Origin of the sequence: Streptomyces sp. NPDC017676 (assembly GCF_044329325.1) — a bacterium.
In the GTDB taxonomy this organism is placed as follows: Bacteria; Actinomycetota; Actinomycetes; order Streptomycetales; family Streptomycetaceae; genus Streptomyces.
The window spans coordinates 441,710-466,054 of sequence record NZ_JBIRJA010000005.1 but is presented as its reverse complement, the minus strand read 5'-3'; the positions used below and the strand labels follow the sequence as shown (position 1 = coordinate 466,054).

Genomic DNA, 24,345 nt, shown 5'->3' with positions numbered 1-24,345 from the left:
CCCTTCACCAGGAAGGTGCCCTCCCGTGGAAAACGGCGCCGCCCCGACCGCCAAGCCCGTGATCGTCGCCATCGACGGTCCCTCCGGCACGGGCAAGTCGAGCACGTCGAAGGCCGTGGCCGCACAGCTCGGCCTCAGCTACCTGGACACCGGCGCCCAGTACCGGGCGATCACGTGGTGGATGGTGACCAACGGCATCGACCTGGACGACCCGACCGCGATCGCCGCCGTCGCCGGCAAGCCCGAGATCGTCTCCGGCACCGACCCGGCCGCCCCGACCATCACGGTCGACGGCGTCGACGTGGCCGGCCCGATCCGCACCCAGGAGGTCACCTCCAAGGTCAGCGCGGTCAGCGCGGTGCCCGAGGTGCGCGCCCGGATCACCGAGCTGCAGCGCTCCCTGGCCGCCGGCGCGGAGCACGGCATCGTGGTCGAGGGCCGGGACATCGGTACGACCGTCCTGCCGGACGCCGACCTGAAGATCTTCCTCACCGCCTCCCCGGAGGCCCGCGCGGCCCGCCGCAGCGGCGAGCTGAAGGGCGCCGACGTCCACGCCACCCGCGAGGCCCTGATCAAGCGGGACGCGGCCGACTCCAGCCGCAAGACCTCGCCGCTCGCCAAGGCCGACGACGCGGTCGAGGTGGACACCACCGAGCTCACCCTCGCCCAGGTCATCGAGTGCGTCGTCACCCTGGTCGAGGAGAAGCGGGCCGGGAAGTGAGCCGTCCGCCGGTCGCGTCGGAGCGGGGCGCCGAGATCGGGCGGCGCATCGGCGTCGGCCTGATGTACGGGCTGTGGCGGCCGCGCGTGCTCGGCGCCTGGAAGGTGCCGGCCACCGGCCCGGTGATCCTCGCGGTGAACCACTCCCACAACATCGACGGCCCGATGGTCATGGGCGTGGCACCCCGGCCGACGCACTTCCTGATCAAGAAGGAAGCCTTCACCGGCCCGCTGGACCCCTTCCTGACCGGCATCGGCCAGCTGAAGGTGGACCGCGCCGCCGCCGACCGGACCGCGATCGGCCAGGCCCTCGACGTGCTGGCGGCCGGGGGAGTGCTGGGCATCTTCCCGGAGGGCACCCGGGGCGAGGGCGACTTCGCCTCGCTGCGCGCCGGGCTGGCCTACTTCGCGGTCCGCAGCGGGGCGCCGATCGTCCCCGTGGCCGTCCTGGGAAGCGCGGAGCGGCCCGGCCGGTTGATAAAGGCGCTGCCGCCGCTGCGCTCCCGCGTCGACGTCGTCTTCGGCGACGCGTTCCCGGCGGGCGACGGCAGCGGGCGGCGTACGCGCAAGGCGCTGGACGAGGCGACCGAGCGCATCCAGAAGCAGCTCACCAGCCACCTGGAAAACGCCAGGCGCCTGACCGGGCGCCGGGCGACACTTGAGTAGTGGATCAGCCCCCGCGGGGGCTCCTTCCACCGATCACCACGAATGAACGACGAGGTACGGACTTCATGAACGACGACATCCAGCCCGACGGCTCGGCCGAGCACGAGTACGAGCACGGGGCTCTCGGCGACGCCGAGTACGCGGAGTTCATGGAGCTCGCCGCGGAAGAGGGCTTCGACATCGAGGACGTCGAGGGCGCCATCGAGGCGGCGGGCCACGGTCCGCTGCCCGTGCTCGCCGTCGTCGGCCGCCCCAATGTCGGCAAGTCGACACTGGTGAACCGGATGATCGGCCGCCGTGAGGCGGTCGTGGAGGACCGGCCCGGCGTCACCCGCGACCGCGTCACCTACGAGGCCGAATGGGCCGGCCGCCGCTTCAAGGTCGTCGACACCGGCGGCTGGGAGCAGGACGTCCTCGGCATCGACGCCTCCGTGGCCGCCCAGGCCGAGTACGCGATCGAGGCGGCCGACGCGGTGGTCTTCGTGGTCGACGCCAAGGTCGGCGCGACCGACACCGACGAGGCGGTCGTCCGGCTGCTGCGCAAGGCCGGCAAGCCGGTCGTGCTGTGCGCCAACAAGGTCGACGGCCCGAGCGGCGAGGCCGACGCGGCCTACCTGTGGAACCTGGGCCTCGGCGAGCCCCACCCGGTCTCGGCCCTGCACGGCCGCGGCACGGGCGACATGCTCGACGCCGTCCTGGAGGTCCTGCCGGACGCCCCCGAGCAGTCCTTCGGCACCGCGATCGGCGGCCCCCGCCGCGTGGCCCTGATCGGCCGCCCGAACGTCGGCAAGTCCTCGCTGCTGAACAAGGTGGCCGGCGAGGAGCGCGTCGTCGTCAACGAGCTGGCGGGCACCACCCGCGACCCGGTGGACGAGATCATCGAACTCGGCGGCAAGACCTGGAAGTTCGTCGATACGGCTGGTATCCGCAAGCGTGTCCACCTCCAGCAGGGCGCCGACTACTACGCCTCGCTGCGCACGGCCGCCGCCGTGGAGAAGGCCGAGGTCGCCGTCGTGCTGATCGACGCCTCCGAGTCCATCTCCGTGCAGGACCAGCGGATCATCAGCATGGCCGTCGAGGCGGGCCGCGCCATGGTCATCGCGTTCAACAAGTGGGACACGCTGGACGAGGAGCGCCGGTACTACCTGGAGCGGGAGATCGAGACCGAGCTGGGCCAGGTCGCCTGGGCGCCCCGGGTCAACGTCTCGGCGCGCACCGGCCGGCACATGGAGAAGCTGGTCCCGGCGATCGAGACGGCGCTGGCCGGCTGGGAGACGCGCGTCCCCACGGGCCGGCTGAACGCCTTCCTCGGCGAGCTGGTCTCGGCCCACCCGCACCCCGTCCGGGGCGGCAAGCAGCCGCGCATCCTGTTCGGCACCCAGGCCGGCACCAAGCCCCCGCGGTTCGTGCTCTTCGCCTCCGGCTTCATCGAGGCGGGCTACCGGCGCTTCATCGAGCGCCGCCTGCGCGAGGAGTTCGGCTTCGAGGGCACCCCGATCCACATCTCGGTGCGGGTGCGCGAGAAGCGCGGCGCGAAGAAGAAGTAACGGCGGTACGACGAGGAGGGCGGCCCTGGTGTTCCAGGGCCGCCCTCCTCGTCCGTGTGCCCGTCAGGCACTCCGGCGCGGCCCCGGCGGCAGGGCGGCCGCGGCCGGCACGTGGTGCATCCCCGTGTCGTGCTGCCGGCCCAGCGTGCCGACCCGCTGCCACTGCGACTGCTGCCGGGCGCTGTAGGCCCCCGCGCTGTAGGCGCTGTAGGAGCTGCTGAACGTGCCCGCCCGGTGCCCGCCGTACGTCCCCGAACCGTCGGGGAAGTCCCCGAAGGCGCTGAACCCCAGCTCCTCCTCGCCGCTGCGGTCCCCCGGCAGCGTGCGGAAGGTCCTGACCCACTCCGCGTAGAGCGAGTCGTAGATCGGCGTGGCCGAGGACCCGCCGGACGGCTCGTGCGCCGCCCGGGCGGACGGCACGGAGGAGAAGGACCGGCGGGGAGGAGTGTCATATGCGTGCACGTATGTCCAAACGACCGTAACCGGAAAGAGATGCGGCCGGACGGCTCACCGGGGCTCAGGTGCCCGCGAGGGGGAGCGCCGCGGCGACGAGCTTGCCGCCCGCGGCGGCCCTGTCCAGCGCCTCCCGCAGCAGGTCCTCCCGGGGCTGACGCCCGATCGACCCGACCGGCGCGGCGAACATCAGCACCTGCTGGTGCTTGTTCGCGGCGGCCCGCCAGCTGTCGGTCACCTGGAGCGGCTGGTGCGCCTGCCACCACGCCACCGGCTGCCCGCCGGCCGCCGACGGCTGGAGCACCGCGTGCAACTGGCCCACGGCCAGCAGGACGGACCAGCCGTGCAGCACCGGGGGGACGGACGCCAGCTCGGTCACCGGCATGAAGCCCTGCTCGATGAGCAGCGGCAGGAAGTCGTCGCCCGCCCCGGTGGTGCCCGGACGGACGATCGGCGAGGTCGGCTCGACGACGAGCGCGGGGTGGAGTTCCCCGTCGACCAGGACGAGTCCGCTGGTCACCCCGAGCACCGCCTGCTCGGGAACGGACGTGCGCGGCTCACCGCCGGCCGGGTCGCCGCCGACGGCGCCGATGGAGCGGACGGCGCCCTGGAGCTGTTCCTCCGTCACCTGGACGACCTGCGAGGGCAGACAGCTGGCGTGGGCGAAGGCGAGGACGGCGGTCTCGTCGCCGACGAACAGAACGGTGCTGGTGCGCTCCTGCTCGGAGTCGCCCGGGGTGCGACAGGACGTGCAGTCGTAACTGCCCGGGGCGTTCTCTCCGGCGAGCAGCCGGTCGGCTTCTTCGTCGCCGATCTCGGCGCGTACGGCGTCGCTGACGTCGAGCATGCGCGGCACGGGTGGCTCCCTCGGGATGCGGTGCTGGGTCGGCCGGGTGGCTCCCGGCCGATGAGCCCCGGGGTTCCGGGCTCATGAAGAAGACAACGGGCGTCCTGTGGTGGTGGTCACGCCCCGGGGGCGACCGGTTCGCACCTTCCACCGCGCACGGTCACCTGGGGTGCGGAATCGAACACTCACTGTCAACTCCGTTCGCGGTCAAGGAACTTGAATGGGTGAAGTGGGTCACAGATCGCGTCGGCCGGTGGTCGACAAATCAGGAAATCCGCGTATGTAGTGGGTGGCCGAAAATCGCCGATACCGGGGGTAACGGGCAAGTGGCCTGGACCGACGGCGAGTTGGTTGATTCCCGCCGCTCACCCTCCCTACATTCCTCCGCCGTGTGCAACGAGCACCGCTCGGGTACGTCCGCCGGCCGGCACAGGCAGAGCTGCATCGCCGACTCCGGTCACGGCGGGCGGGGCGGGCGCGAGGAACCGCGGTCCTACGCGGTGAGGCGCGCTCCGCCTTGGGGGAGCCCGGGTTCGTGGAGAGGGAACTACATGTCCGAGTGTGCCGATACCACCCGCAACACCGCCCGTCCCGACGGCGCCCGTCCCGACGGCGCCCGCAAGGGCCGTACGACGGCCGCGCTCGCCGGAGCCGCCCTGCTGGCCCCGCTGGGACTGCTGGCAGCGACCGGCAACGCCGCCGCGGCGGACAACGGGGTGTGGGACCGCATCGCCCAGTGCGAGAGCGGCGGCAACTGGCACATCAACACCGGCAACGGCTACTACGGCGGACTCCAGTTCTCCGCCTCGACCTGGCGCGCGTACGGCGGCTCCGCCTACGCCCCGACGGCCGACCAGGCCTCCAGAAGCGCGCAGATCGCCGTCGCCACCAGGGTCCAGCAGGCACAGGGCTGGGGCGCCTGGCCGGTGTGCTCGGGCCGGGCCGGGGCCTCCGGCGCCGCCCCGGCGGCGGCCCGCACCGGCTCCTCCGGTACGGCGGCCCACGACAGCGGTGCGACGACGAGGTCCGCGCCCGTCCGGTCCACCCCGGCGAAGACGCCGGAACGACCCGCGACCACCACCGGCCGTGGTGCCCCGCACGGTGACTACACCGTCCGTCGGGGAGACACCCTGAGCACCATCGCGGCCCGGCACGGCACCACCTGGCAGCGGATCTACGCCGCCAACAAGGCCGTCATCGGCGACGACCCGAACCTGATCGTGCCCGGGCAGCGCCTCGCGCTCTGAGCCCGGCACGCCGGCGGACAGCCGCTGTCCCGATGAGGACAGCGGCTGTCCGCGTCCCCTGGCAGACTCGGGCCCATGTTGGAGACCTCGGCACGCCTGTTGCGCCTGCTCTCGCTGCTCCAGGCCCACCGCGAGTGGTCCGGCCCCGAGTTGGCCGAACGGCTCGACGTCACCCCGCGCACCGTCCGCCGGGACGTGGACCGGCTGCGCGAGCTGGGCTACCCGGTGCACGCCAGCCCCGGCACCGGTGGCGGCTACCGGCTGGGCGTCGGCGCCGAACTCCCGCCCCTGCTGCTGGACGACGACGAGGCCGTCGCGGTGGCCGTCGGCCTGCGCACCGCCGCCGGACAGGGCATCGAGAGCATCGGCGAGACCTCCGTACGGGCCCTCGCCAAGCTGGAGCAGGTGCTGCCGCACCGGCTGCGCCGCCGGGTGAGCGCCCTCAACGCCTTCACCGTGCCCATGCTGCGCGGCGGCCCGCCGACGGCCCCCGTCGACCCGGCCCTGCTCACCGAACTCGCCCACCTGTGCCGGGACGCCGAGCGGCTGCGGTTCGAGTACCGCACCCACGAGGGCGCGAGCAGCCGCCGTACCGTCGAACCGCACCGGCTGGTGTGCACCGAGCGGCGCTGGTACCTGGTCGCCTGGGACGTCGACCGGGCGGACTGGCGGACCTTCCGGGTGGACCGGATCACCCCCAGGCCGCCGCACGGGCCGCGCTTCACGCCGCGCGAGCCGCCCGCCGAGGATCTCGCCGCCTACGTGTCCCGGGGCGTCTCCACGGGCGCCTACCCCACGCACTCCACCGTCCGGCTGCTGGTGCCCCTGCACGAGGCCGCCGAGCACGTCTCACCGTCCTCCGGGACGCTGGAGCCCGACGGGGCGGACGCGTGCCTGCTGCGCTCCGGCGCGGCGAGCCTCGACGTGATGGTCGTTCACCTGTTGATGCTGGGCCTGCCGTTCGAGGTGATCGAGCCCGCCGAGCTCACCGACGCCGTCAGGAGGCTCCGGGACCGGCTTGATGGCGCTTTGGCTCGGGCTGCGGAGCCTGGGCCGCGTACTCGGGGTGGTGCAGGTCGAACGCCGGGGACTCCGAGCGGACCCGGGGCAGGGTGACGAAGTTGTGCCGGGGCGGCGGGCAGGACGTGGCCCACTCCAGGGAGCGGCCGTAGCCCCAGGGGTCGTCGGTGTCCACCTTGTCCCCGTACACGGCGGTCTTCCAGACGTTGTAGAGGAACGGCAGCGTCGACAGGCCCAGCAGGAAGGAGCCGATGGTCGACACCGTGTTGAGCGCGGTGAACCCGTCGGCCGCCAGGTAGTCGGCGTACCGGCGGGGCATCCCCTCGGCGCCCAGCCAGTGCTGCACCAGGAACGTGGCGTGGAAGCCCACGAACAAGGTCCAGAACTGGATCTTCCCCAGCCGCTCGTCCAGCATCTTGCCGGTGAACTTCGGCCACCAGAAGTAGAAGCCGCCGAAGACCGCGAAGACGACCGTGCCGAAGACCACGTAGTGGAAGTGGGCGACGACGAAGTACGAGTCCGTCACGTGGAAGTCCATCGGCGGGGACGCCAGGATCACCCCGGTCAGCCCGCCGAACAGGAACGTCGCCAGGAAGCCCATCGCCCACAGCATCGGCGTCTCGAAGGACAGCGAGCCCTTGATCATCGTGCCGGTCCAGTTGAAGAACTTCACCCCCGTCGGCACCGCGATCAGGAACGACATGAAGGAGAAGAACGGCAGCAGCACCGCGCCCGTGGCGAACATGTGGTGCGCCCACACCACCATGGACAGCCCGGTGATCGCCATCGTCGCGCCGACCAGCGTCAGATAGCCGAAGATCGGCTTGCGGCTGAACACCGGGATGATCTCCGTGATGATCCCGAAGAACGGCAGCGCGATGATGTACACCTCGGGGTGCCCGAAGAACCAGAACAGGTGCTGCCACAGCAGCGCCCCGCCGTTCGGCGCCTGGAACACCTGCGAGCCGAACCGCCGGTCCGACTCCAGGGCCAGCAGCGCCGCCGCCAGCACCGGGAACGCCATCAGGATCATGATCGACGTGAACAGCGTGTTCCAGGTGAAGATCGGCAGCCGGAACATCGTCATGCCCGGGGCCCGCATCCCGATGATCGTGGCGAGGAAGTTGACCGCGCCGAGGATCGTCCCGAAGCCGGCCAGCGCCAGACCCATGATCCACAGGTCCGGGCCGACGCCGGGGGAGTGCCGTGCGTCGTTGAGCGGCGCGTAGGCGAACCAGCCGAAGGCGGCCGGCCCGGTGGGCACCAGCAGCGAACCCAGCACGATCAGCCCGCCGAACGCGAAGAGCCAGTACGACAGCATGTTCAGCCGGGGGAAGGCCACGTCCGGCGAGCCGATCTGCAACGGCATCAGCTCGTTGGCGAAGCCCGCGAAGCTCGGGGTCGCGAACAGCAGCAGCATGATCGTGCCGTGCAGCGTGAACAGCTGGTTGTACTGGTTGTTGCCCATGAGCTGAAGCCCCGGCCGGGCGAGCTCCGCGCGCATCAGCAGCGCCATGACCCCGCCCGCCAGGAAGAACCCGAAGCCCGTGATCAGGTACAGGTGGCCGATCTTCTTGTGGTCGGTGGTGGTGAGCCAGTCCACCACCAGCCGGCCGGCCCTGGCCCGGCGCACCGGTCGCGCCGGCGCCCCTGCGGTCTCGGTCCCCATCGCTCGCTCGCCCCTTCGCATCGTCGCGCCCGGGCCCGCGGCGGCCCGCGGCACGCGCGCCACGAGCTGTCGTCCGGAGACTCGCCGGGCGTGCGCTCCGACAGGGGGCGTCCGGCGGTTGTGTGCTGAATCCGTGAATTTCCTATGTGGTGTCAGCCGCCGTCGCGCCACTGCGGATTGCGCCGGGAATCGCGGCCCCGGGCCCACCCCGATCCCCACTGCGGCACTTTCCGCCGGGTAATTCGGAGCGGCCCTCCGACACGCGTGAATTCTGTTCGATTACCCCGGTGAGCCGAACGGAAACCCCCGTTCGTGTGACACGCGTCGTGGCAGCCGATGATGTGACCGCGGCCGAAACGGGATCGCGGTGGCTGTGACAGAAGTGTGACGGGAGCCGGATACGGCTCTTACCCGTCTGTGCCCCGCTTCCGTCACCACCGGTCGCGGCCTAGCGTGGCCGCATGGCACCGATTCCCACTCCGTCAGCGGAGCCCCAGGACAGCCCGGACGGGTACGTCGGCCTCGACGCGGCGCACGCCGAACGGCTCGCGCGGCAGCGCGGCTGGTCGACGGTGCGGTCGCTGCCGCCGGGCGCGATCATCACCATGGAGTACCGGGCCGGACGGCTGAACTTCGAGGTGCGGGACGGCCGGGTGGCCCGCGCCTGGAAGGGCTGACCGCCCGTTCCCGTGGATACGCGCAAGGCCCCGCTCCAGGAACGGCAGCGGGTCCTTCGGCCTGGCGTGGGGCGGTGGTGCGTACCGAACCCCGTGCCGGTGCGGGCAGTCAGCCGCCGGTCAGCGGCCGGGCCGGCTGGGACGTGCCGCGCGGGAGGCGGTCGGCGTGCGGCGGACGGCGGCTGCCCGCCGGGGTGACCGGGGTGCGTTCCGAACGGGCCGTGTGCGGTCCGGGCGCGAGGTGCGCCAGACCCCGGGAGGAACGGGTGGAGGCCACCGGCTCGCGGGCCGGCGTCGGCTGCTCGGCCGGCAGGTTGCGCGGCTTGAGCAGCACCGGCGTGACCGGCACGGCCGGTTCGGGCGCGGGCAGGCCGCGGCGGGCGCGCAGGCGGTCGCGCAGGTCGAAGAGCCACAGCTCGGCCTTGGCGATCAGTGGCTCGAACCAGGGCAGGGCGAGCAGGATCAGCAGACCGGCGGCCCAGCCCAGCAGCACGTCGCTCAGCCAGTGCGTACCGAGGTAGACGGTGGTGAGGCCGACGCCGAGCGAGGTGACCGCGGAGAGGGCCGACAGCCAGCGGCGCGCCGTCGGGGTGGAGGCCAGATATGCCAGGATTCCCCAGGTCACCACCGCGTTGGCGGTGTGGCCGCTGGGGAATATATCGCCGCCCAGGCCCATCTCGTTCGAGCCGATCACGGTCGCGTAGTGCGGACCGAGCCGCCCCATGCCGAGCTTGGCGGCGCCGACCGTGATGTTCAGCAGGAGCAGCGAGGTGGCCAGGGTGAGCAGCGGGCGGAGGGTGTGCTGCCGCCAGGAGCGCCAGCCGAGCCAGGCCGCGACCATCACGGCGGTGGGGCCGCGCTGGCCCAGCACCACGTAGTAGTCGAGGAACGCGTGGATCTCGGGCCACTGCTGGTACGGCCGGAAGAACATGACCTGCCAGTCCAGCCGGACCAGCCAGGAGGTCGTCACCACGGCCCACACGATCGCCAGGTAGAAAGCCAGGGTCGCGGAGAACAGAACGACCCGGTGCCGGCTCATCCTCGGCACATCGATGTGGGCCGGTCGTTCCGGCTCACGGTCCAGTCTGGCGAACACCCGGTCCAGACGCCGGGTGAGGTTTCGTTCGGTACGCACCCAATCGACGTTACAGCGAGTGAGCGGTGTTCCCGGTCGAAACAGCGTCTTTGTGATGACGATGTGATGTGGGAAACCTCTCAAGGGCGGCCCGAATTCCCGGGATTCCGCAATCCTGTGAGTCCGATCGGGCCAATTCCATTGATCATGCCGGGTGTTGTTTATATGGCGCTTATGAATGTGTTAACCCGGTCCTGGCGCGGAATTCTCCGGGGCGTCATCGGGCGGCCCGGTGGATCATGGTGGACCGGAACCGTTCAGCCAGAACGCCCCGTAGACCGCCGCCGCGACCGCCAACCCCGCCGTGAGCAGGGCCGATCGGGGGCTGCGCGGCCGGGCCAGGGCACGGGCGAGCGGCAGCAGCAGCGGGAAGGCGGGCATCAGCAGCCGCGGCTTGGAGCCGAAGTAGCTCGACGCGCAGAGGGCGAGGGCCAGCACGACCCCCGTGTAGACCAGCAGTTCGACCGGCTGGCGCGCGCGGACCCCGGTGACGTACAGCCAGATCAGCAGGGCCACCCCGGCGATCAGGCCGAGGCCGGCGAGAGCGGACGGGAATGACGTGAACTTGTCGGCCACGAAGCGGGCGAAGGCGTAGCCGCCGTCGAACCCGTTGCGCCATCCGGCCTGTACGTCCAGATAGCCGAGCGGGCCCTTGCCGGTGCGGTGGCCGACCCAGAGGACGTAGCCGGCGGCCCCGAGCGGAGCGAGCAGCATGCCGAGCGCGCGCCACCGGCCGGGGGCGTACGGGGTGACGGGTGCGCCGGGGGTGAGCGCGGGCGCGTGTTCCTCATGACGCGCGCCCGGCGTGTGCTTCGCGCCGCGCTCTCGCCCGAACGAGACCGCGTCCGGCGTGTGCTTCGCGCCGCGCTCTCGCCCGAACGAGACCGCGCCCGCCACCCACACCGCCGCGACCACCGCCACCCCCACCGGCCGGGTCAGCCCGGCCAGGGCCGCCAGCGCGCCCGCGCTCACCCACCGCCCGGTCAGCGCCGCGTACAGCGACCAGGCCGCCAGCGCCGTGAACAGCGACTCGCTGTACGCCATCGACTGCACGATCCCGACCGGCAGCACCGCCCACAGCAGCACCGCGCACGTCCCGACGCGGGGGCCGTACACCCGGTCCGCGACCGCGAAGATCCCGGCCGCGGCGGCGAGCGAGGCCACCAGGCTCACCACGAATCCGGCCGCCGCGTACGACAGCGGGGTGACCGCGTGCAGCAACCGCTCCAGCCAGGGCAGCAACGGGAAGAACGCGAGGTTGGAGTGGACGTCCCCGTTCGGCAGCCGCACCTCGTAGCCGTACCCCAGTTCGGCGACCCGCGTGTACCACAGCGAGTCCCAGCGCGCGGTCAGCAAGGTGAACGCGCTCTTGCCGCGCGCGGCGCTCCACACCGCCAGCACCACCAGCCCCAGGGTGCGGACCGCCGCGTAGCCCAGGAGGGCCGGGGCGGCCCGGCGCGGAAGAGGGGCGTGGGGCGGGGCCGCACGCGTCGCAAGATCGGTCACGGGCTCGATTATCGACCGCGCGCTCCACCGGACCTCTCGCCGGGTCACGGTCAAGAGCGGGTGACGTGGTGTACGCCACACGGGTTCCCTCCGGCGGGTGAGATGTCCGCCACGTGACCGCGTGACGGACTCGCGTACGCTGACGAGTCACTCGCACGGGTTCGCGCGGGCCGGAGACACCGCTCCTCTCCGGCCGTACGGCAGGGGGTCCCCGCCCCGTCGGTCCGCCCCATACGAGGGATCATCTGGGAGGTACGTACATGTCCGGGACGACCACGGCTGCCGTACGGCCGCGCCGTCGGGCGCCCGGGGCAGGTGCCAACCGCTGGGTCGTCCTCGTCGTCCTCTGTGTCAGCCTGCTGCTCGTCGCGCTCGACGCGACCGTGCTGCACGTGGCGGTCCCCGCCGTCACCGAGGACCTCAAGCCCGGCGCCATCGAACTGCTCTGGATCGTCGACGTCTACCCGCTGGTCTGCGCTTCGCTGCTGATCCTCTTCGGCACCCTCGGCGACCGGGTCGGCCGCAGACGCGTCCTGCTGCTCGGCTACGCCCTCTTCGGGGTCGCCTCCGCCGTGGCCGCGTTCGCGCCGACCGCCGAGATGCTCATCGTCGCCCGCGCGCTGCTCGGCGTCGGCGGCGCCATGATCATGCCGGCCACCCTGTCGATCCTGCGCCAGGTCTTCCCCGACCGGCGCGAGCGTGCCCTCGCCATCGGCGTCTGGAGCGCCGTCGCGGCGGTCGGCGCGGCGGTCGGACCGCTGCTCGGCGGCTTCCTGCTGGAGCACTTCTGGTGGGGCGCGGTCTTCCTGGTCAACATCCCGCTGATGCTGGTGAGTCTGCCGGTGGGCCGGATGCTGCTGCCCGAGTCCCGGGGTGACCGCGAGGGCCCCTGGGACGTGACCGGCGCGCTGATGGCGGCGGCCGGACTGTTCGGCGTGGTCTTCGGCGTGAAGCGGCTCGGCGGCGGGGAGGCGGTCGCCAGACCCCTCACCGTGCTGCCGCTGCTGACCGGCGCCGCCCTCCTCTTCCTCTTCGTACGGCGCCAGCGGCGGCTCCGGCATCCGCTGGTGGACCTGCGCATGTTCCGCCGGCCCGCGTTCAGCACCTCGGTGGGCTGCATCGTGCTGGCCATGCTGGCGCTGGTCGGCCTGGAGCTGATCGCCGCCCAGTACCTGCAACTGGTGCTCGGCCTGTCCCCGCTGCAGACCGGCCTGAGACTGCTGCCCCTCACCCTCGCCGCGATGGCGGCCGGCCTCGCGGGCGCGCGCATGCTGCGCCGCTTCGGACCGCGCCGCATGGTGTGCTTCGGCTTCTGCCTGACGGCGGCGGCGGTGCTGACGCTGACGGGCATGGGCGGCACCGACGACCCGACGCTGCTGCTGGCCGGCTTCGTGCTGCTGGGCTTCGGCCTGGAGACCACGCTCTTCGGGGCCTACGAGTCGATGCTCAGCGAGGCCCCGGCCGACCAGGCCGGCGGCGCGGCGGCGATCGGGGAGACGTCGTACCAGCTCGGGGCCGGTATCGGCATCGCGCTGCTGGGCAGCGTGATGAACGCGGCCTACGCGCCGGGGCTGCGGTCGGTGCCGGGCGTGCCCCGGCCCGCCTCGACCGCGGCGGGCCACTCGCTCGGCGAGGCCTACGAGGTCGCCGGACGGCTCGGCGGCACGGCCGGGACCGCGCTGCGCCGTGCCGCGCGGGACTCCTTCGTGCACGGGCTGCATGTGACGTTGCTCGTGAGCGCGGGTCTGTTGCTGCTGGGCGCGGTGATGGCACTGCGGCTGCCGTGGCTGATGCAGTGCGGTGAGGAGCCGGCGGGCGGCGAAGCGGCGGACGGCGAGGCCGCGCTGCCGTCGCCGCGCGGGGCGGAGGCGGCGGCCGGGAAGCCGCGGGTCACCGCCTGACCTCCTCTGGACGTGGGGGACACTGCACCGTAACGTCGGCCGGAGAGCCGTAACTAGCGCTGCTAGTTTTGCCGACGTCCCGTGTGACGTCCCGTGTTCCGGAGGGTGTTCCATGTCCGCGTCCGCGAAGCTGCCCCCGTTCGACGCCGCCGACCCGCTCGGGATCGACGACCTGCTGGAGCCGGAGGACCTGGCCGTCCGGGACACCGTCCGCGCGTGGGCGGCCGACCGCGTGCTGCCGTACGTCGCCGACTGGTACGAGAAGGGCGAACTGCCCGGCGTCCGGGACCTCGCGCGCGAACTGGGTTCGATCGGCGCCCTCGGCATGTCCCTCACCGGCTACGGCTGCGCGGGCGCGAGTGCTGTCCAGTACGGCCTGGCCTGCCTCGAACTGGAGGCGGCCGACTCCGGCATCCGGTCGCTGGTCTCCGTGCAGGGCTCCCTCGCGATGTACGCCATCCACCGGTTCGGCAGCGAGGAGCAGAAGCTCCAGTGGCTGCCGCGGATGGCGGCCGGCGAGGTGATCGGCTGCTTCGGGCTGACCGAGCCCGACCACGGCTCCGACCCCGCCTCGATGCGCACCCACGCCAAGCGGGACGGCGACGACTGGGTGCTGAACGGCCGCAAGATGTGGATCACCAACGGCTCCGTCGCCGGGGTGGCCGTCGTCTGGGCGCAGACCGAGGAGGGCATCCGCGGCTTCGTCGTCCCCACCGACAGCCCCGGCTTCTCGGCACCGGAGATCAAGCACAAGTGGTCCCTGCGCGCCTCCGTCACCAGCGAACTCGTCCTGGACGACGTACGACTGCCCGCCACGGCGGTGCTGCCGGAGGTCACCGGGCTGCGCGGACCGCTCAGCTGTCTGTCGCACGCCCGCTACGGCATCGTCTGGGGCGCGATGGGCGCGGCGCGCAGCAGCTTCGAGGCGGCCCTCGACTACGCCAGGTCACGGGAGCAGTTCGGGCGGCCCATCGGCGGCTTCCAGCTCACCCAGGCCAAGCTCGCCGACATGGCGGTGGAGCTGCACAAGGGGATTCTGCTCGCCCACCATCTGGGGCGGCGGATGGACGCCGGCCGCCTGCGTCCCGAGCAGGTCAGCTTCGGCAAGCTCAACAACGTCCGCGAGGCCATCGAGATCTGCCGTACGGCGCGGACGATCCTCGGTGCCAACGGGATCTCCCTGGAGTACCCGGTGATGCGGCACGCGACCAACCTGGAGTCGGTGCTCACCTACGAGGGCACCGTCGAGATGCACCAGCTCGTGCTGGGCAAGGCGCTCACCGGGCTCGACGCCTTCCGGTGAGCCCCGGTGCTGAGGCGGGGCCGGTGCGGCGGCCCCGCCTCAGCTCTGGTTGAAGAAGCCGTCCGAGCGGTGGGCGGACGCCTCGCCGCTGATGATCTCGGTGTCGGCCGGGGTGAGCAGGAACACCCGGTTGGAGACGCGGTCGATCGAGCCGCGCAGTCCGAAGATGAGCCCCGCCGCGAAGTCCACGACCCGCTTGGCGTCGCCGGGCTCCATGTTGGTGAGGTTCATGATGACCGGGACGCCGTCCCGGAACAGCTCGCCGATGGCGCGGGCGTCCCGGAAGCTGTCCGGGGTCACCGTGCCGATCCGGCGGCCCTTGTCCTCGGCCGTGTCCGTGGCCACCTTCACCCGGGGGTCGGTGACCCAGGCGTCCCCGGACTCGGTGCCCTCGGAGTAGTCGTCGTCGTAGTAGCGCTCGTCATCGTTGTCGTCGACGAGGCCGAGCCACGCACTCGCCTTGCGTACCGATCCCATGGACGCCTCCTCTCACAGCGGTCTTTCTTGCTTTCCGCATCCCTATGGTCATCCATGATGCGGACGGCGCGCCAAGTGGATAGACGCCGCGCGGGGGGTTTGTGACGGTACTGGTGCACAGCGGATCCGTCGAGAGTCCTTGTGCCCCAAGGGGCGAGACTCATACGGCTGCTGACTGAGAGTGAAATATGATTGTCTGCGGCGGACGGGTGATGCACGGTGCGTACGGGTGAACGCCAACGTCGTATCACAGTACGGGGGATGTCGTGTTCGGAATCGTCAGGCCCTGCGCCCACCGGCTCGGTGAGCGGTTCAGGGCCGACTGGATGGCGCACTTGTGCGGGCTGTGCCTCGCCCTGCGTCGCGACCACGGTCAGTTCGCACGGATCGTGACAAATTACGACGGGCTTCTCATATCGGTACTGACAGAGGCGCAGACCGGCCCGCTGAGCGGCACCCGCCGGACGGCCGGGCCGTGCGCGCTGCGTGGCATGCGGACCGCGTCCGTCGCACAGGGTGAGGGCGCGCGGCTCGCCGCCGCCGTCTCCCTCGTGCTCGCCTCCGCGAAGGTGCGCGACCATGTCGCCGACCGGGACGGACTGCTGGCCCGCGCGCCGGTCGCCGCCGCCGCACGCCGGCTCGCCGCGAACTGGGGCCGGGCCGGCGAGCGCGGCGGGGCGGCGGTCGGGTTCGACACCGGTGTCCTTGTCGACGCCGTCGACCGGCAGCCCGGCGTGGAGGCCCTGGCCGGGCCCGGCACTCCGGTCCTGACGGTCACCGAGCCGACCGAGACCGCGACCGCCGCGGCCTTCGCGCACACCGCGCTGCTGGCCGGACGGCCGGACAACGCCGGGCCGCTGGCCGAGGCCGGACGCCTCTTCGGCCGGCTCGCGCACCTGCTGGACGCCGTGGAGGACCGGGGGGCTGACGCCGTGTCGGGTGCCTGGAACCCGCTCACCGCGACCGGCACGCCCCTCACCGAGGCGCGCCGGCTCGCCGACGACGCCCTGCACGGCATCCGGCTCGCCCTGCGGGACGCCGAGTTCCACGACGGCCGGCTCGTCCACCTCCTCCTCGTCCACGAACTGCGCCGCTCGGTGGACCGGGCCTTCGGGACGGCACCGGGGTGCGCGGCCGATCGGCACGGGGGGCACGGGGGACCGCGGGGTTCCTACGACGCGGGGACGCAGCCGGGGCCGTACGGAGCCGGAGGGCCGCAACAGCCGTACGGCGCCGGTGCCCCGCTTCCGGGCAATCCGTATGCCGACGGCGGTTCTGCCGACGGAGGCGGCGGTTTCGGCGGGGGCGGTGGCGGTTTCGGCGGCGGCTTCGGTCCGCCGCCCGAGCCGGTCAAGGGCCGACGCGGTTTCTGGGCGGGCTGCGGCATGTTCTTCGCGCTGTGCTGCACCTGCAGGATGTGCTGCGCCGAGGAGTACGAAGGCCCGTGGTCCCGCAAGAAGCGGGAGGGCTGCTGCCGAAACTGCGACTGCTCCTGCCCCGGCGGCTGCGACGGCTGCGACTGCTGCTGCCCGTGCGACGGTTGCTGAGGCCGTCGCCGGGGCTCTCCGCGGGCGGGCCGTAGAACGCGGAAAGCTCCACCGAGCCGACGGGCTGGTGGAGCTTTCCGCAACGGCTGATCCGGCGACCGCTACAGAGGGCCTTCGGCCGGCGGGCCCGACTGATCTCCGGAATCAAGGCTCCAGGATTTCTCAAAAGCCGCCTTCGCCACTCCGGCCGTGACCCGCAGCTCTCTCCACTCCGTTGACGTTCCGAGAGCGGCCTCGTCCCAAATGGAATCCGGTCCCGCGTTCACGGCGTCGACTCTTTCGTCGACTTCCAGAAGCAGGAGGAGATCCTCTTGCCTGAGTGAACCATCGGCTGCTCTGGCGCGCGCCGTATGCAGTACGTCATCGAATTGGAGCAGGAGCTCGTCCGTCCCGACGCCCGCCTCCCGCACGTACGCGGTTTGACGGTCCGGTGGAGCGCTGAGCAGCCCCAACACGGTCAGAGTCCACCGGCGGAAGTCCGCCAGCCTTCGGTCACCGGTCACCGGATGATGCCTCCCAGGTCCCCTTCCGGACCGACGACCCTCCAATAGGCGCCGGGGCCGTGATGTCCGCCACCGGGATTCCATCGGAGCATACGTCCAGTCGGATCTCCGCGGTCCGTGTACTCGCGGACCACCCAACCGCCACCAGCGTTGTGCCCCCTTCCCAGACCTTCTTCCACCCAGCCCTTCTTGCCTGCGAAGAACGGACGAACCTGATCCGGTGTGACGCCCCCGCTGAGGACCGAAGGCGTGTCGAAAATGTCATCCGCGGAACGGATTCCAGGAAGCCTGCCCGCCTCCCTGCTGAGCTGCTTGCGCAACCGCTCGGCATCGGCGGCACTCGTGGGGCAGCTGGAATTGTGCACCAGTACCGGTGTCCCACCCGCCAGCACATAGTACGTGTGGACGTTCTCGACCGTGAGGTTGTACGTGCGGGCGTGCGTCGTGAACGGGTGGTTGGTGGTGATGATGACCGTGTGGCCGTCGTCCGTGCGCAGGGTCATGCCCGGCTTGAGGTCGCCGGCCTGGACCCAGTCGTGTTGTGACGGGGACCAGAAGGGGTGTTCGCGGGTCGCCGTCAGTTTCTCGATGCCGTCCTCGGTGGCGATGGACAGCTCGTTGAAGTGCTTGTCGGTGTCGGTGACGATGCGGCGGGTCACCCGTTGCGAGGTGGTCCTGCCGGTCTCCGGGTCGGTGGTGAGGACCTTGTCACCGACCTTGACGTCCTCGATGTCCTTGGTCGTCCTGCCGTCGCCCATCAGGACGTCCGTGCCGGCGAGGAAGCAGTTGCACCCCTTGGTGAGCTTGGCGACCCACTCCTCGGCGGCCTTGGCGCCCTTCTTCAGCACGGAGTCGGGCACCAGCTTCAGCGCCTTGCCCAGGGGCAGGTCGGTGCCGGCGATGAGGCAGCTGGAGACCCCGGAGCCCGAGAGGCAGTCCTTCCACGCCTTGGGGTCGGGCAGGAAGGTCGAGGCGAGCGCCTTGATGACCGTCACCTGGGCGGTGATGTCCAGGGGCTTGTACACGATCTTCTTGCCGAGCGGGGGCAGGTCGCTGCCCGTCTTGACGATGCTGTGCAGCTCCCCCTGTCCGTTGTAGACGTAGTTGGAGTACTCGTAGTGGTAGGACCAGGTGCCGTCACCGTTCGGGGTCATCCAGTCCCGGTAGGACTGGTCACCGTGGTCGCAGCCGTACTCGCACGGCGTGATGGGCCGCAGTCCGTCGGGGTCGCTGTAGGTGACGGGGTTGTTGAGGGAGTACGAGTAGCCGTTGAGGTACTGCGGGTCGTACGGCGAGTTCAGCGGGTCCGGGCTGAGGAACCGGCCCAGTTTCGGGTCGTACACACGGGCGCCCAGGATGGACAGGCCCGTCGCGTCGTCCTCGGTCTTGCCGAGGAAGCCCCGGTCCGAGCCGGACGGCAGGGCGGTGCCGCCGTTCTGGGCGCCGAAGGGCAGGTAGCGCCGGCGCTGCGCGGTGCCCGTGCCCGCGTCGACGGTCAGCTGGGTCGACGCCTGGGTGTCGGACATGATCCAGCTCAGCTTGCTGCTGGTCTTGTCCACCGCGGTGCGCATCGCCACGGTCGTGGTGCCGTCGCCGTAGTAACGGGTGGCCTTCGGAGCGGCGCCGGGTGCCTTGTGGATCTCCTGGCCCGTGAGGTACAGGACGGTCTCGTCCGTGGACTTCCGCTCCAGGAGGTCACCGGACGCGGCGTAGACGTACCCCGTGGTGGCGGCGCCGGAGACGGACGTCATCTGGTGCAGTTCGTTCCAGACGAGGGTCGTCTGCTTCCCGCCGACGGTGCGGCTCTTCATCTGGCCGTCGTCGTCGTAGTCGTAAAGGTCGGTGCCCGCCGGGGTCTTCACCGAGGTCACGGCGTGCGGGTGGGCGGCGCCGGCGGTGTACGTCGACTGGTCGGCGGAGTAGCCGGGGTAGACGTAGTCGTTGACCTGGGAGCCCGTGGCGGTGGTGTTGGTGACCTTCTGCAGGTTGCCGATGCCGTCGTAGGTGTAGTCGAGCTGGTAGGGGTCCTTGCCGGTGGCCAGGTCGGGGGAGAAGGGACCGGCGCAGCCGGTGCTCGCCCCGGTGGTCCAGGCACGGCTGAGGCGGTTCAGCTCGTCGTACGTGGAGCACTGGTGCTGCCCGGTGATCCTGTCGGCCAGGTCGGTGGTCTGGCCGGCGTTGTCGTAGACGTAGTCGTCGTTCTGGACGGTGCCCTTCGTGCTGCTGGTGGTGGTGATGTTCTTCAGCCAGCCGGTGCCGTCGGCGTCGTCGTAGGTGTACGAGCGGCGGGCCGTGGTCGTGGTCGTGGCCGTGGTGCCGTAGGTGCGGTCGGTCAGCCGGCCCAGGCTGTCGAAGCCGGTGGAGTCCACGTAGACCGTGCTGTTCAGGTCGCTGGTGACCTTCTCGGGGTTGCCGAAGCCGTCGTACTGCGTGGTGACGGTCTCCTGCGGCAGGTCGCCGACGGCCGGGTAGGTGATGCTGGTCTGCCGGCCCAGCGCGTTGTAGGCGGACTTCGTCGTGTAGGTGTTCTCGAAGCCCGTGCCGTCCGCCGGGACGGTCGTCTGCGCCTCGGTGGCATTGCCGTCGGCGTCGTAGGCGTTGATCTTGTCGGTGTAGGCGTAACCACCCGCGTACGACGTCGAGGTGGCCGGCCTGCCGATGCCGCCCGCAGCCGTGTCGTAGGTGTTGCGGGTCAGCACCTTGGTGCCGTTCTGCACGGTCAGCGGACGGTTGAGGTGGTCGTAGGTGTAGGTCAGGACCGTGCCGCCCGCGTCCTTGACCGTCTCGACGTTGCCGTTGTCGTCGTAGGTGATGACGCCCGTGCCGTTGAGGTCCGCGTCGGGGTCCTTGCCGCCTGTGCGCTCGCCGAGCCAGTTGTAGGCGTAGGTGGTGACGTTCCCCTTGGAGTCGGTGATCTTGGAGAGCTGACCGCTGCGGTTGTACTCGTAATACGTCGTGTACGTGGACGGACCGAACTCGACGACCTTGCTCACCTGCCCGAACACGTCGGTGTAGGTGTTGGTGCGCTCACCGGCGGGAGGCACCGTGGTGGTGTAGTCACCGTGGTAGTTGGTGATCGTCCGGCCCTGGGCCTGCGGATCGCCGTTCACCGTGATCCGGGACTCGGTGGTGCGGCCGGCGTAGTCGATGACCGCGTCGGTGTAGGACGGCAGGCTGTCCACGGTGGGCAGGACCATGCCCGACCCGGCCGCGCCGGAGTTGTAGAACGCGGCACTGGTGCCCGTGACGTTGCCCGACGTGTCGTAGCGGGTCGAGATCACGGTCCGTCCGGTGCCGGTGGGCGCCGGGACCTGGGTCTCGCGGGCACGGCCGAGGCCGTCCAGGTAGTCGTAGCTGGTCAGGACCTTCCCGGCCGACTGCAGCGTGGTCGTGGTGACCTTGGGCGGGACGGTCGAGACCAGGTCCGGTACGCCCTCGCTGTTGTCCGAGGTGGTGATGTCGTACTGGTACCTGAGGGTGGGGGTGCCGTCGGGGTAGGCGGAGATCTGCGAGGGCTTGAACACCTTCGAGACGCGGCCCACGGAGTCCAGGACGATACGCGTGGTCTGGTTGTTCGGGTCCTGGATGCGGTAGGGCGCTCCCCACAGGCGGGAGTACCAGGTGGTGGTGGTCTGCGGTGTGGCCGGGCCGCTGCCGTCCGGGTCGGGCGTGGTCACCTTGACACCGTCGACCGGCCAGGAGGTGGCGGGCTGGTAGGTCGTCGTGGTGGTGTTCTGCTCGCCGTCCGTCGTGGAGATCTGCCGGCCGGCCTGGTCGAACTTCGCCCTGGTCTCGCGGTAGTGCGTGGCGTCCGTGTAGGCGCGCACCGCGGTGGGGTGCCCGTCGGTCGGCTTGTCGGTGTCGACCGAGGTCGCGTCGTCGTACAGGGTGACGGCGTAGGCGTCCTGGTTGGCCGAGGACCTGGCCGCGCAGTCGGCGGCGTAGTGCCGGGTCTCGTCGGGCAGCACCATCCAGCGCTGGACCTGCGAGCCGGGGAAGTAGTCGGTGTTGTAGGCACGGCCGAAGGTGGTGCACCGGTTGTCGTCGGTGTCCGACAGGCCCCAGTCGTTGGTGCGCATCGGCAGGCCGTACTTGGTGCTGGCCGGCTCCGTGTCGTCGAACTCGTTCTTGACGGTGTGCTCGCGCCAGCCGCTGGAGGTCAGCTCGTCCGTGGTGGTCTTGGAGTCGCGGACGAAGCGGGCGTCGGGCAGGCCCTCGTACTGCGCGGTGTCGTAGGTCCAGTACTCGTGCCAGACCCGCTTGTGCGACTGGCCGGAGCCGTCGCGGTTGCTCGATTCCAGCACCTTGCCGTTGAGCCAGGGGGAGTCGGTCACCGCGGGCCGGCCGCTGTCACCGTCGTCGACGGTCACGCTGCGGGTCTTGGACGGGTCGTCCTTGTCGGTGCGGTCGCCGTCCATGCCGCGGTACAGCCAGTAGTAGGTGGAGGCCGCGTTCGACTTGGTACCGGTGTGGACCTCGACCTGCTGGTAGCCGCGCCAGTCGGTCCAGGACTCGTCCTTGTCCTTGGTCAGCGGGTCGTTGGGGAACGCCCACGCGGGCTTGCCGACGTAGTCGTAGGTGGTGGTCATCACCGGGTCGCCGTCGTTGCCCGAGCCCGAGCCGGGGCCGGGGTCGACGCTGACCTTGGCGACGACGTACTTCTTGAACCAGCCCGTCTTCTCGTCCGTGGCCCCCTCGGGCACCCAGCGCTGCTTGAAGCAGGCCTGGGTGTTGTTCGACTCGCTGGGCGGGTTGTCGATGTCGCAGGCGTCCTGGGCGTCGTAGTTGCGGTAGGTGACGTTGACGAACGAACCGAGGTCCTGGTGGATCTGGGTGACCCGGCGGAAGTTGAGCACACCGCCGCCGAGCTGGTTGTCCCGCCACTCACCGTTGATGTTGATGGTGGGCAGGGTGATGTCGGTGCCGTCGCCGTAGCCCCTGCGCTGGACGTAGTCCAGCCACAGGGTGTTGTCGATGGTGCCTTCCGGGTCGGGCAGCCCGTACTTCATCTGGTACTGCATCGCCGGGTCCCAGGCGGAGCTGTCGTCGTCCCGGACGAAGGTCTTGACGTCCCACAGCATCTTCGTGGCGAAGAACGTCGGCGAGTACGTCTCACCCTTGATCGTCCGGCAGCCGTCGTCGGCACTCGTGCCGTCGCACATCAGGTCCGTGGGCACGTCCGGGTAGGAGTCCGGGTGGTCGGAGATGCCGGGGCAGTCCGCCGGCTCGCTCGCCAGCGGGTCCTTGTCCGCCATCCGCTCAACGCAGCGGCCCACGTAGCGAAGGTCCACCTTGGCGGGCAGTTGCGCGCCGGGTATCTGGGCGGCCCAGCCGTACTCGATGCGCACCGGATAGGCGGCGGAGTCGTAGACGCGCGCCTGGTCGGCGAGCAGCACGGAGCGGTAGTGGTTCTGCTCCTTGTCGTAGAAGTAGGCGGTCTCCACCTCGTCGGGGTCGACGACCCGGTCCAGGCCCCAGCGGTAGGCCTGGGTGCTGACGCCGACACCGCCGTTGTAGCCGGGCTCTCCCGGGTTGTTGCCGAAGACGGGGACGGTCAGTACCGAGTCCGTGGCGGCGTCGGTGCGCTCGGAGCGGCCCCAGCCGAAGTAGTAGCGCATGCCGTCCTGGGTGGAGACCACCCAGTACTCGTCGTCCGCGCCATGACCTCCGGTCAGGTGCTGCACCCGCCAGCCCGGGTCGTCCTGCACGTGGTAGGAGCCGGTGCCGTTGTCGTCCTGGACCAGGTTGGAGGTGACGCCGTTGAAGTTGATGACGTAGACGGCCCCGTCGGGCTCCTTGGTGGAGTTGGGCGAGTCCCAGCACAGGTCGCCGACCCAGCCGGTGCCCGTGCCGTCGTCCTGGCAGCCCCGGTAGCGGCGCTCGATGAAGCCGATGCCGCTCAAGTCCCAGCCGAGGCCGGTCCAGTTGGCCTGGGTGTTCTGGGCGGAGGTGAGGGCGTCCACCGACTGGGAGTTGTACGACAGTGCCAGCTGTGGCGCCTGGCCCGCGGGCGGCTTGGGCACGTCGAAGGGCAGGCTGTAGGAGAAGGCGCCGGAACCGGTCGAGACGTTCCAGGAACCGGACGGCTTCAGCGAGGACGCCCGGTAGTCACCGGCGTCGGAGGACGACGTGGACGCCAGCGTGTACACCGTCGCACCCGACGTCGTGGCGGCGCTCAGCGCCGAGGACGGGAACGTGGACTTCGCCGTCCGGTCCGGCTGGATGACGGAGATGGCCGGCTCGGGGTCGCCGTCGGCCTGCACGGTCGCGGTGATGGTGCCCTTGGCCACGTCGTTGTGGACCGGCACGGGCCGCGGGTCGGCCGTCGAGCAGCCCTTCGCCTGCGGTGTGGTCAGCGCGCAGGCGGGCAGGGCGACGATGTGCAGACGGGCGGCGAAGTTGCCGCCGTAGGCGTACTTGAACTTCGAGTAGTCGAAGGTGACGTTCACCGGGCCGGGCGTGCCGCGGCCGTCGCGCCGGGTGAGCTGGACGCCCATGCCGATGCCGTTCGTCCGCTTCAGCCCGGTCCGGTCCAGGACCTTGACGTCGACGTCCGTCGGGGCGGGGACCGCGATGGCGGACCGCTGCGTGGCCAGGGTCGTCGCGGGGGCGGGCCCGACGTGCACGGTGGCCGCGTCCGAGGTGTCGCCGGCCGGTGTCACGGGCAGGGTCCTGCCCGGCTTCAGACCGGACAGGGTGAGGCGGGCGTGCGCCGCCTTGGGCCACACCGGCCGGACCGGCTTGGTCTGTGTCGGCTCGGCGCCGTCGCGCGGCACGCCGCCGGCCGCCTGCGCGGGCACGTCGACCGGTTGCTTGCGCCCGGCCGCGGTCGCCTCGGCCGTTCCCGCGGCCTGGGCCGCGGGCGCAGCCAGCAACGATGCCGCCAGCGCCATGGCCAACGCCCAGGGGGCGCCTCTTCCTTGTCTGTGCGCGCGTCGCACGGACCATCCCCAACCCGAAGAAGGCCGGGACCCGGTCCCGGCGCGTGTGCAAGGCAAAGGCCACATGGCGTCGGGCTGTCGGTGGAGTGAGAGCCGCGTGAAGCCAGGCCAACGCTGCACGTTAAGCAGGACATGGCTCCAGCGAACAGCCCCTCAAATCGGACCGATGAGCCACAACCCGCTCTT

The 24,345-nt window shown here is 71.0% G+C and carries 16 protein-coding genes; 9 read left to right on the top strand and 7 right to left on the bottom strand.

The window, feature by feature from the left end:
• Positions 1-25 precede the first annotated feature (25 nt).
• The 3 genes from cmk to der all read left to right on the top strand — a co-directional run bounded on the left by cmk (position 26) and on the right by der (position 2,933).
• Entirely contained in the window at positions 26-721 is a 696-nt protein-coding gene (gene cmk, locus ACH4LD_RS14310; protein WP_132786350.1) for a (d)CMP kinase, read from the top strand.
• Entirely contained in the window at positions 718-1,386 is a 669-nt protein-coding gene (locus ACH4LD_RS14305; protein ID WP_398055692.1) for a lysophospholipid acyltransferase family protein, read from the top strand. The genes cmk and ACH4LD_RS14305 overlap by 4 nt, the downstream gene beginning before the upstream one ends.
• Before the next feature lie 65 nt (positions 1,387-1,451).
• Complete coding sequence (gene der, locus ACH4LD_RS14300; protein WP_132786352.1) at positions 1,452-2,933, top strand: ribosome biogenesis GTPase Der; 1,482 nt, start codon at positions 1,452-1,454, stop codon at positions 2,931-2,933.
• A gap of 63 nt (positions 2,934-2,996) precedes the next feature.
• Here der and ACH4LD_RS14295 read toward each other — a convergent pair whose 3' ends face one another.
• Together ACH4LD_RS14295 and ACH4LD_RS14290 are read right to left on the bottom strand one after the other, a co-directional pair.
• Positions 2,997-3,395 carry a hypothetical protein gene (locus tag ACH4LD_RS14295; RefSeq protein ID WP_398055693.1) on the bottom strand — a complete coding sequence of 133 codons (399 nt, stop codon included), beginning with the start codon at positions 3,393-3,395 and terminating at the stop codon, positions 2,997-2,999.
• Positions 3,396-3,450: 55 nt separating this feature from the next.
• Positions 3,451-4,242: a hypothetical protein gene (locus ACH4LD_RS14290; RefSeq protein ID WP_132786354.1), complete on the bottom strand. Its 792-nt coding sequence runs from the start codon at positions 4,240-4,242 to the stop codon at positions 3,451-3,453.
• Positions 4,243-4,784: 542 nt separating this feature from the next.
• Here ACH4LD_RS14290 and ACH4LD_RS14285 point away from each other — a divergent pair.
• Both ACH4LD_RS14285 and ACH4LD_RS14280 read left to right on the top strand, forming a co-directional pair.
• Positions 4,785-5,480: a transglycosylase family protein gene (locus ACH4LD_RS14285; protein ID WP_398055694.1), complete on the top strand. Its 696-nt coding sequence runs from the start codon at positions 4,785-4,787 to the stop codon at positions 5,478-5,480.
• Between the two features lie 75 nt (positions 5,481-5,555).
• Positions 5,556-6,596 carry a helix-turn-helix transcriptional regulator gene (locus tag ACH4LD_RS14280; protein ID WP_398055695.1) on the top strand — a complete coding sequence of 347 codons (1,041 nt, stop codon included), beginning with the start codon at positions 5,556-5,558 and terminating at the stop codon, positions 6,594-6,596.
• Here ACH4LD_RS14280 and ctaD read toward each other — a convergent pair.
• Complete coding sequence (gene ctaD / locus ACH4LD_RS14275; RefSeq protein ID WP_132786357.1) at positions 6,478-8,169, bottom strand: cytochrome c oxidase subunit I; 1,692 nt, start codon at positions 8,167-8,169, stop codon at positions 6,478-6,480. The two genes, ACH4LD_RS14280 and ctaD, sit on opposite strands and share 119 nt — an antisense overlap.
• 461 nt (positions 8,170-8,630) lie before the next feature.
• On the opposite strand from ctaD, the gene ACH4LD_RS14270 reads away from it, so the two are divergent.
• Positions 8,631-8,846, top strand: coding sequence for an I78 family peptidase inhibitor (locus ACH4LD_RS14270; protein WP_014671811.1), 216 nt, complete (start codon positions 8,631-8,633; stop codon positions 8,844-8,846).
• 109 nt (positions 8,847-8,955) lie between these two features.
• On the opposite strand, the gene ACH4LD_RS14265 is transcribed toward ACH4LD_RS14270, so the two are convergent.
• The gene (locus ACH4LD_RS14265; protein WP_398055696.1) at positions 8,956-9,981 is read right to left on the bottom strand and encodes a phosphatase PAP2 family protein; all 1,026 of its coding nucleotides are present in this window, start codon (positions 9,979-9,981) and stop codon (positions 8,956-8,958) included.
• A gap of 237 nt (positions 9,982-10,218) precedes the next feature.
• A complete protein-coding gene (locus ACH4LD_RS14260; protein ID WP_398055697.1) occupies positions 10,219-11,487 on the bottom strand; it encodes a glycosyltransferase family 39 protein in 1,269 nt (422 codons plus the stop codon).
• Positions 11,488-11,747: 260 nt separating this feature from the next.
• Between ACH4LD_RS14260 and ACH4LD_RS14255 the strand changes: the two genes are divergently transcribed.
• Together ACH4LD_RS14255 and ACH4LD_RS14250 are read left to right on the top strand one after the other, a co-directional pair.
• Positions 11,748-13,388 (top strand): MFS transporter, encoded by a 1,641-nt coding sequence (locus tag ACH4LD_RS14255; RefSeq protein WP_398055698.1) that lies wholly within the window; start codon positions 11,748-11,750, stop codon positions 13,386-13,388.
• Between the two features lie 112 nt (positions 13,389-13,500).
• A complete protein-coding gene (locus ACH4LD_RS14250; RefSeq protein ID WP_398055699.1) occupies positions 13,501-14,691 on the top strand; it encodes an acyl-CoA dehydrogenase family protein in 1,191 nt (396 codons plus the stop codon).
• Between the two features lie 39 nt (positions 14,692-14,730).
• Here the strand turns inward: ACH4LD_RS14250 and ACH4LD_RS14245 are convergent, their stop codons facing one another.
• Positions 14,731-15,168, bottom strand: a complete 438-nt coding sequence (locus ACH4LD_RS14245; RefSeq protein WP_103812297.1) for a cell division protein SepF — start codon at positions 15,166-15,168, stop codon at positions 14,731-14,733.
• A gap of 266 nt (positions 15,169-15,434) precedes the next feature.
• On the opposite strand from ACH4LD_RS14245, the gene ACH4LD_RS14240 reads away from it, so the two are divergent.
• Entirely contained in the window at positions 15,435-16,715 is a 1,281-nt protein-coding gene (locus tag ACH4LD_RS14240) for a DUF5685 family protein (RefSeq protein ID WP_398055700.1), read from the top strand.
• Positions 16,716-17,214: 499 nt separating this feature from the next.
• On the opposite strand, the gene ACH4LD_RS14235 is transcribed toward ACH4LD_RS14240, so the two are convergent.
• A complete protein-coding gene (locus ACH4LD_RS14235; protein WP_398055701.1) occupies positions 17,215-24,111 on the bottom strand; it encodes a polymorphic toxin-type HINT domain-containing protein in 6,897 nt (2,298 codons plus the stop codon).
• Between the last annotated feature and the right edge of the window lie 234 nt (positions 24,112-24,345).

Bases quoted from the DNA above. Each gene is read 5' to 3' on its own strand.
- der (WP_132786352.1), top strand. From the start codon at position 1,452: ATGAACGACGACATCCAGCCCGACGGCTCGGCCGAGCACGAGTACGAG.
- ACH4LD_RS14285 (WP_398055694.1), top strand. From the start codon at position 4,785: ATGTCCGAGTGTGCCGATACCACCCGCAACACCGCCCGTCCCGACGGC.
- ACH4LD_RS14280 (WP_398055695.1), top strand. From the start codon at position 5,556: ATGTTGGAGACCTCGGCACGCCTGTTGCGCCTGCTCTCGCTGCTCCAG.
- ctaD (WP_132786357.1), bottom strand. From the start codon at position 8,169: ATGGGGACCGAGACCGCAGGGGCGCCGGCGCGACCGGTGCGCCGGGCC.
- ACH4LD_RS14270 (WP_014671811.1), top strand. From the start codon at position 8,631: ATGGCACCGATTCCCACTCCGTCAGCGGAGCCCCAGGACAGCCCGGAC.
- ACH4LD_RS14255 (WP_398055698.1), top strand. From the start codon at position 11,748: ATGTCCGGGACGACCACGGCTGCCGTACGGCCGCGCCGTCGGGCGCCC.
- ACH4LD_RS14250 (WP_398055699.1), top strand. From the start codon at position 13,501: ATGTCCGCGTCCGCGAAGCTGCCCCCGTTCGACGCCGCCGACCCGCTC.
- ACH4LD_RS14245 (WP_103812297.1), bottom strand. From the start codon at position 15,168: ATGGGATCGGTACGCAAGGCGAGTGCGTGGCTCGGCCTCGTCGACGAC.
- ACH4LD_RS14235 (WP_398055701.1), bottom strand. From the start codon at position 24,111: ATGGCGCTGGCGGCATCGTTGCTGGCTGCGCCCGCGGCCCAGGCCGCG.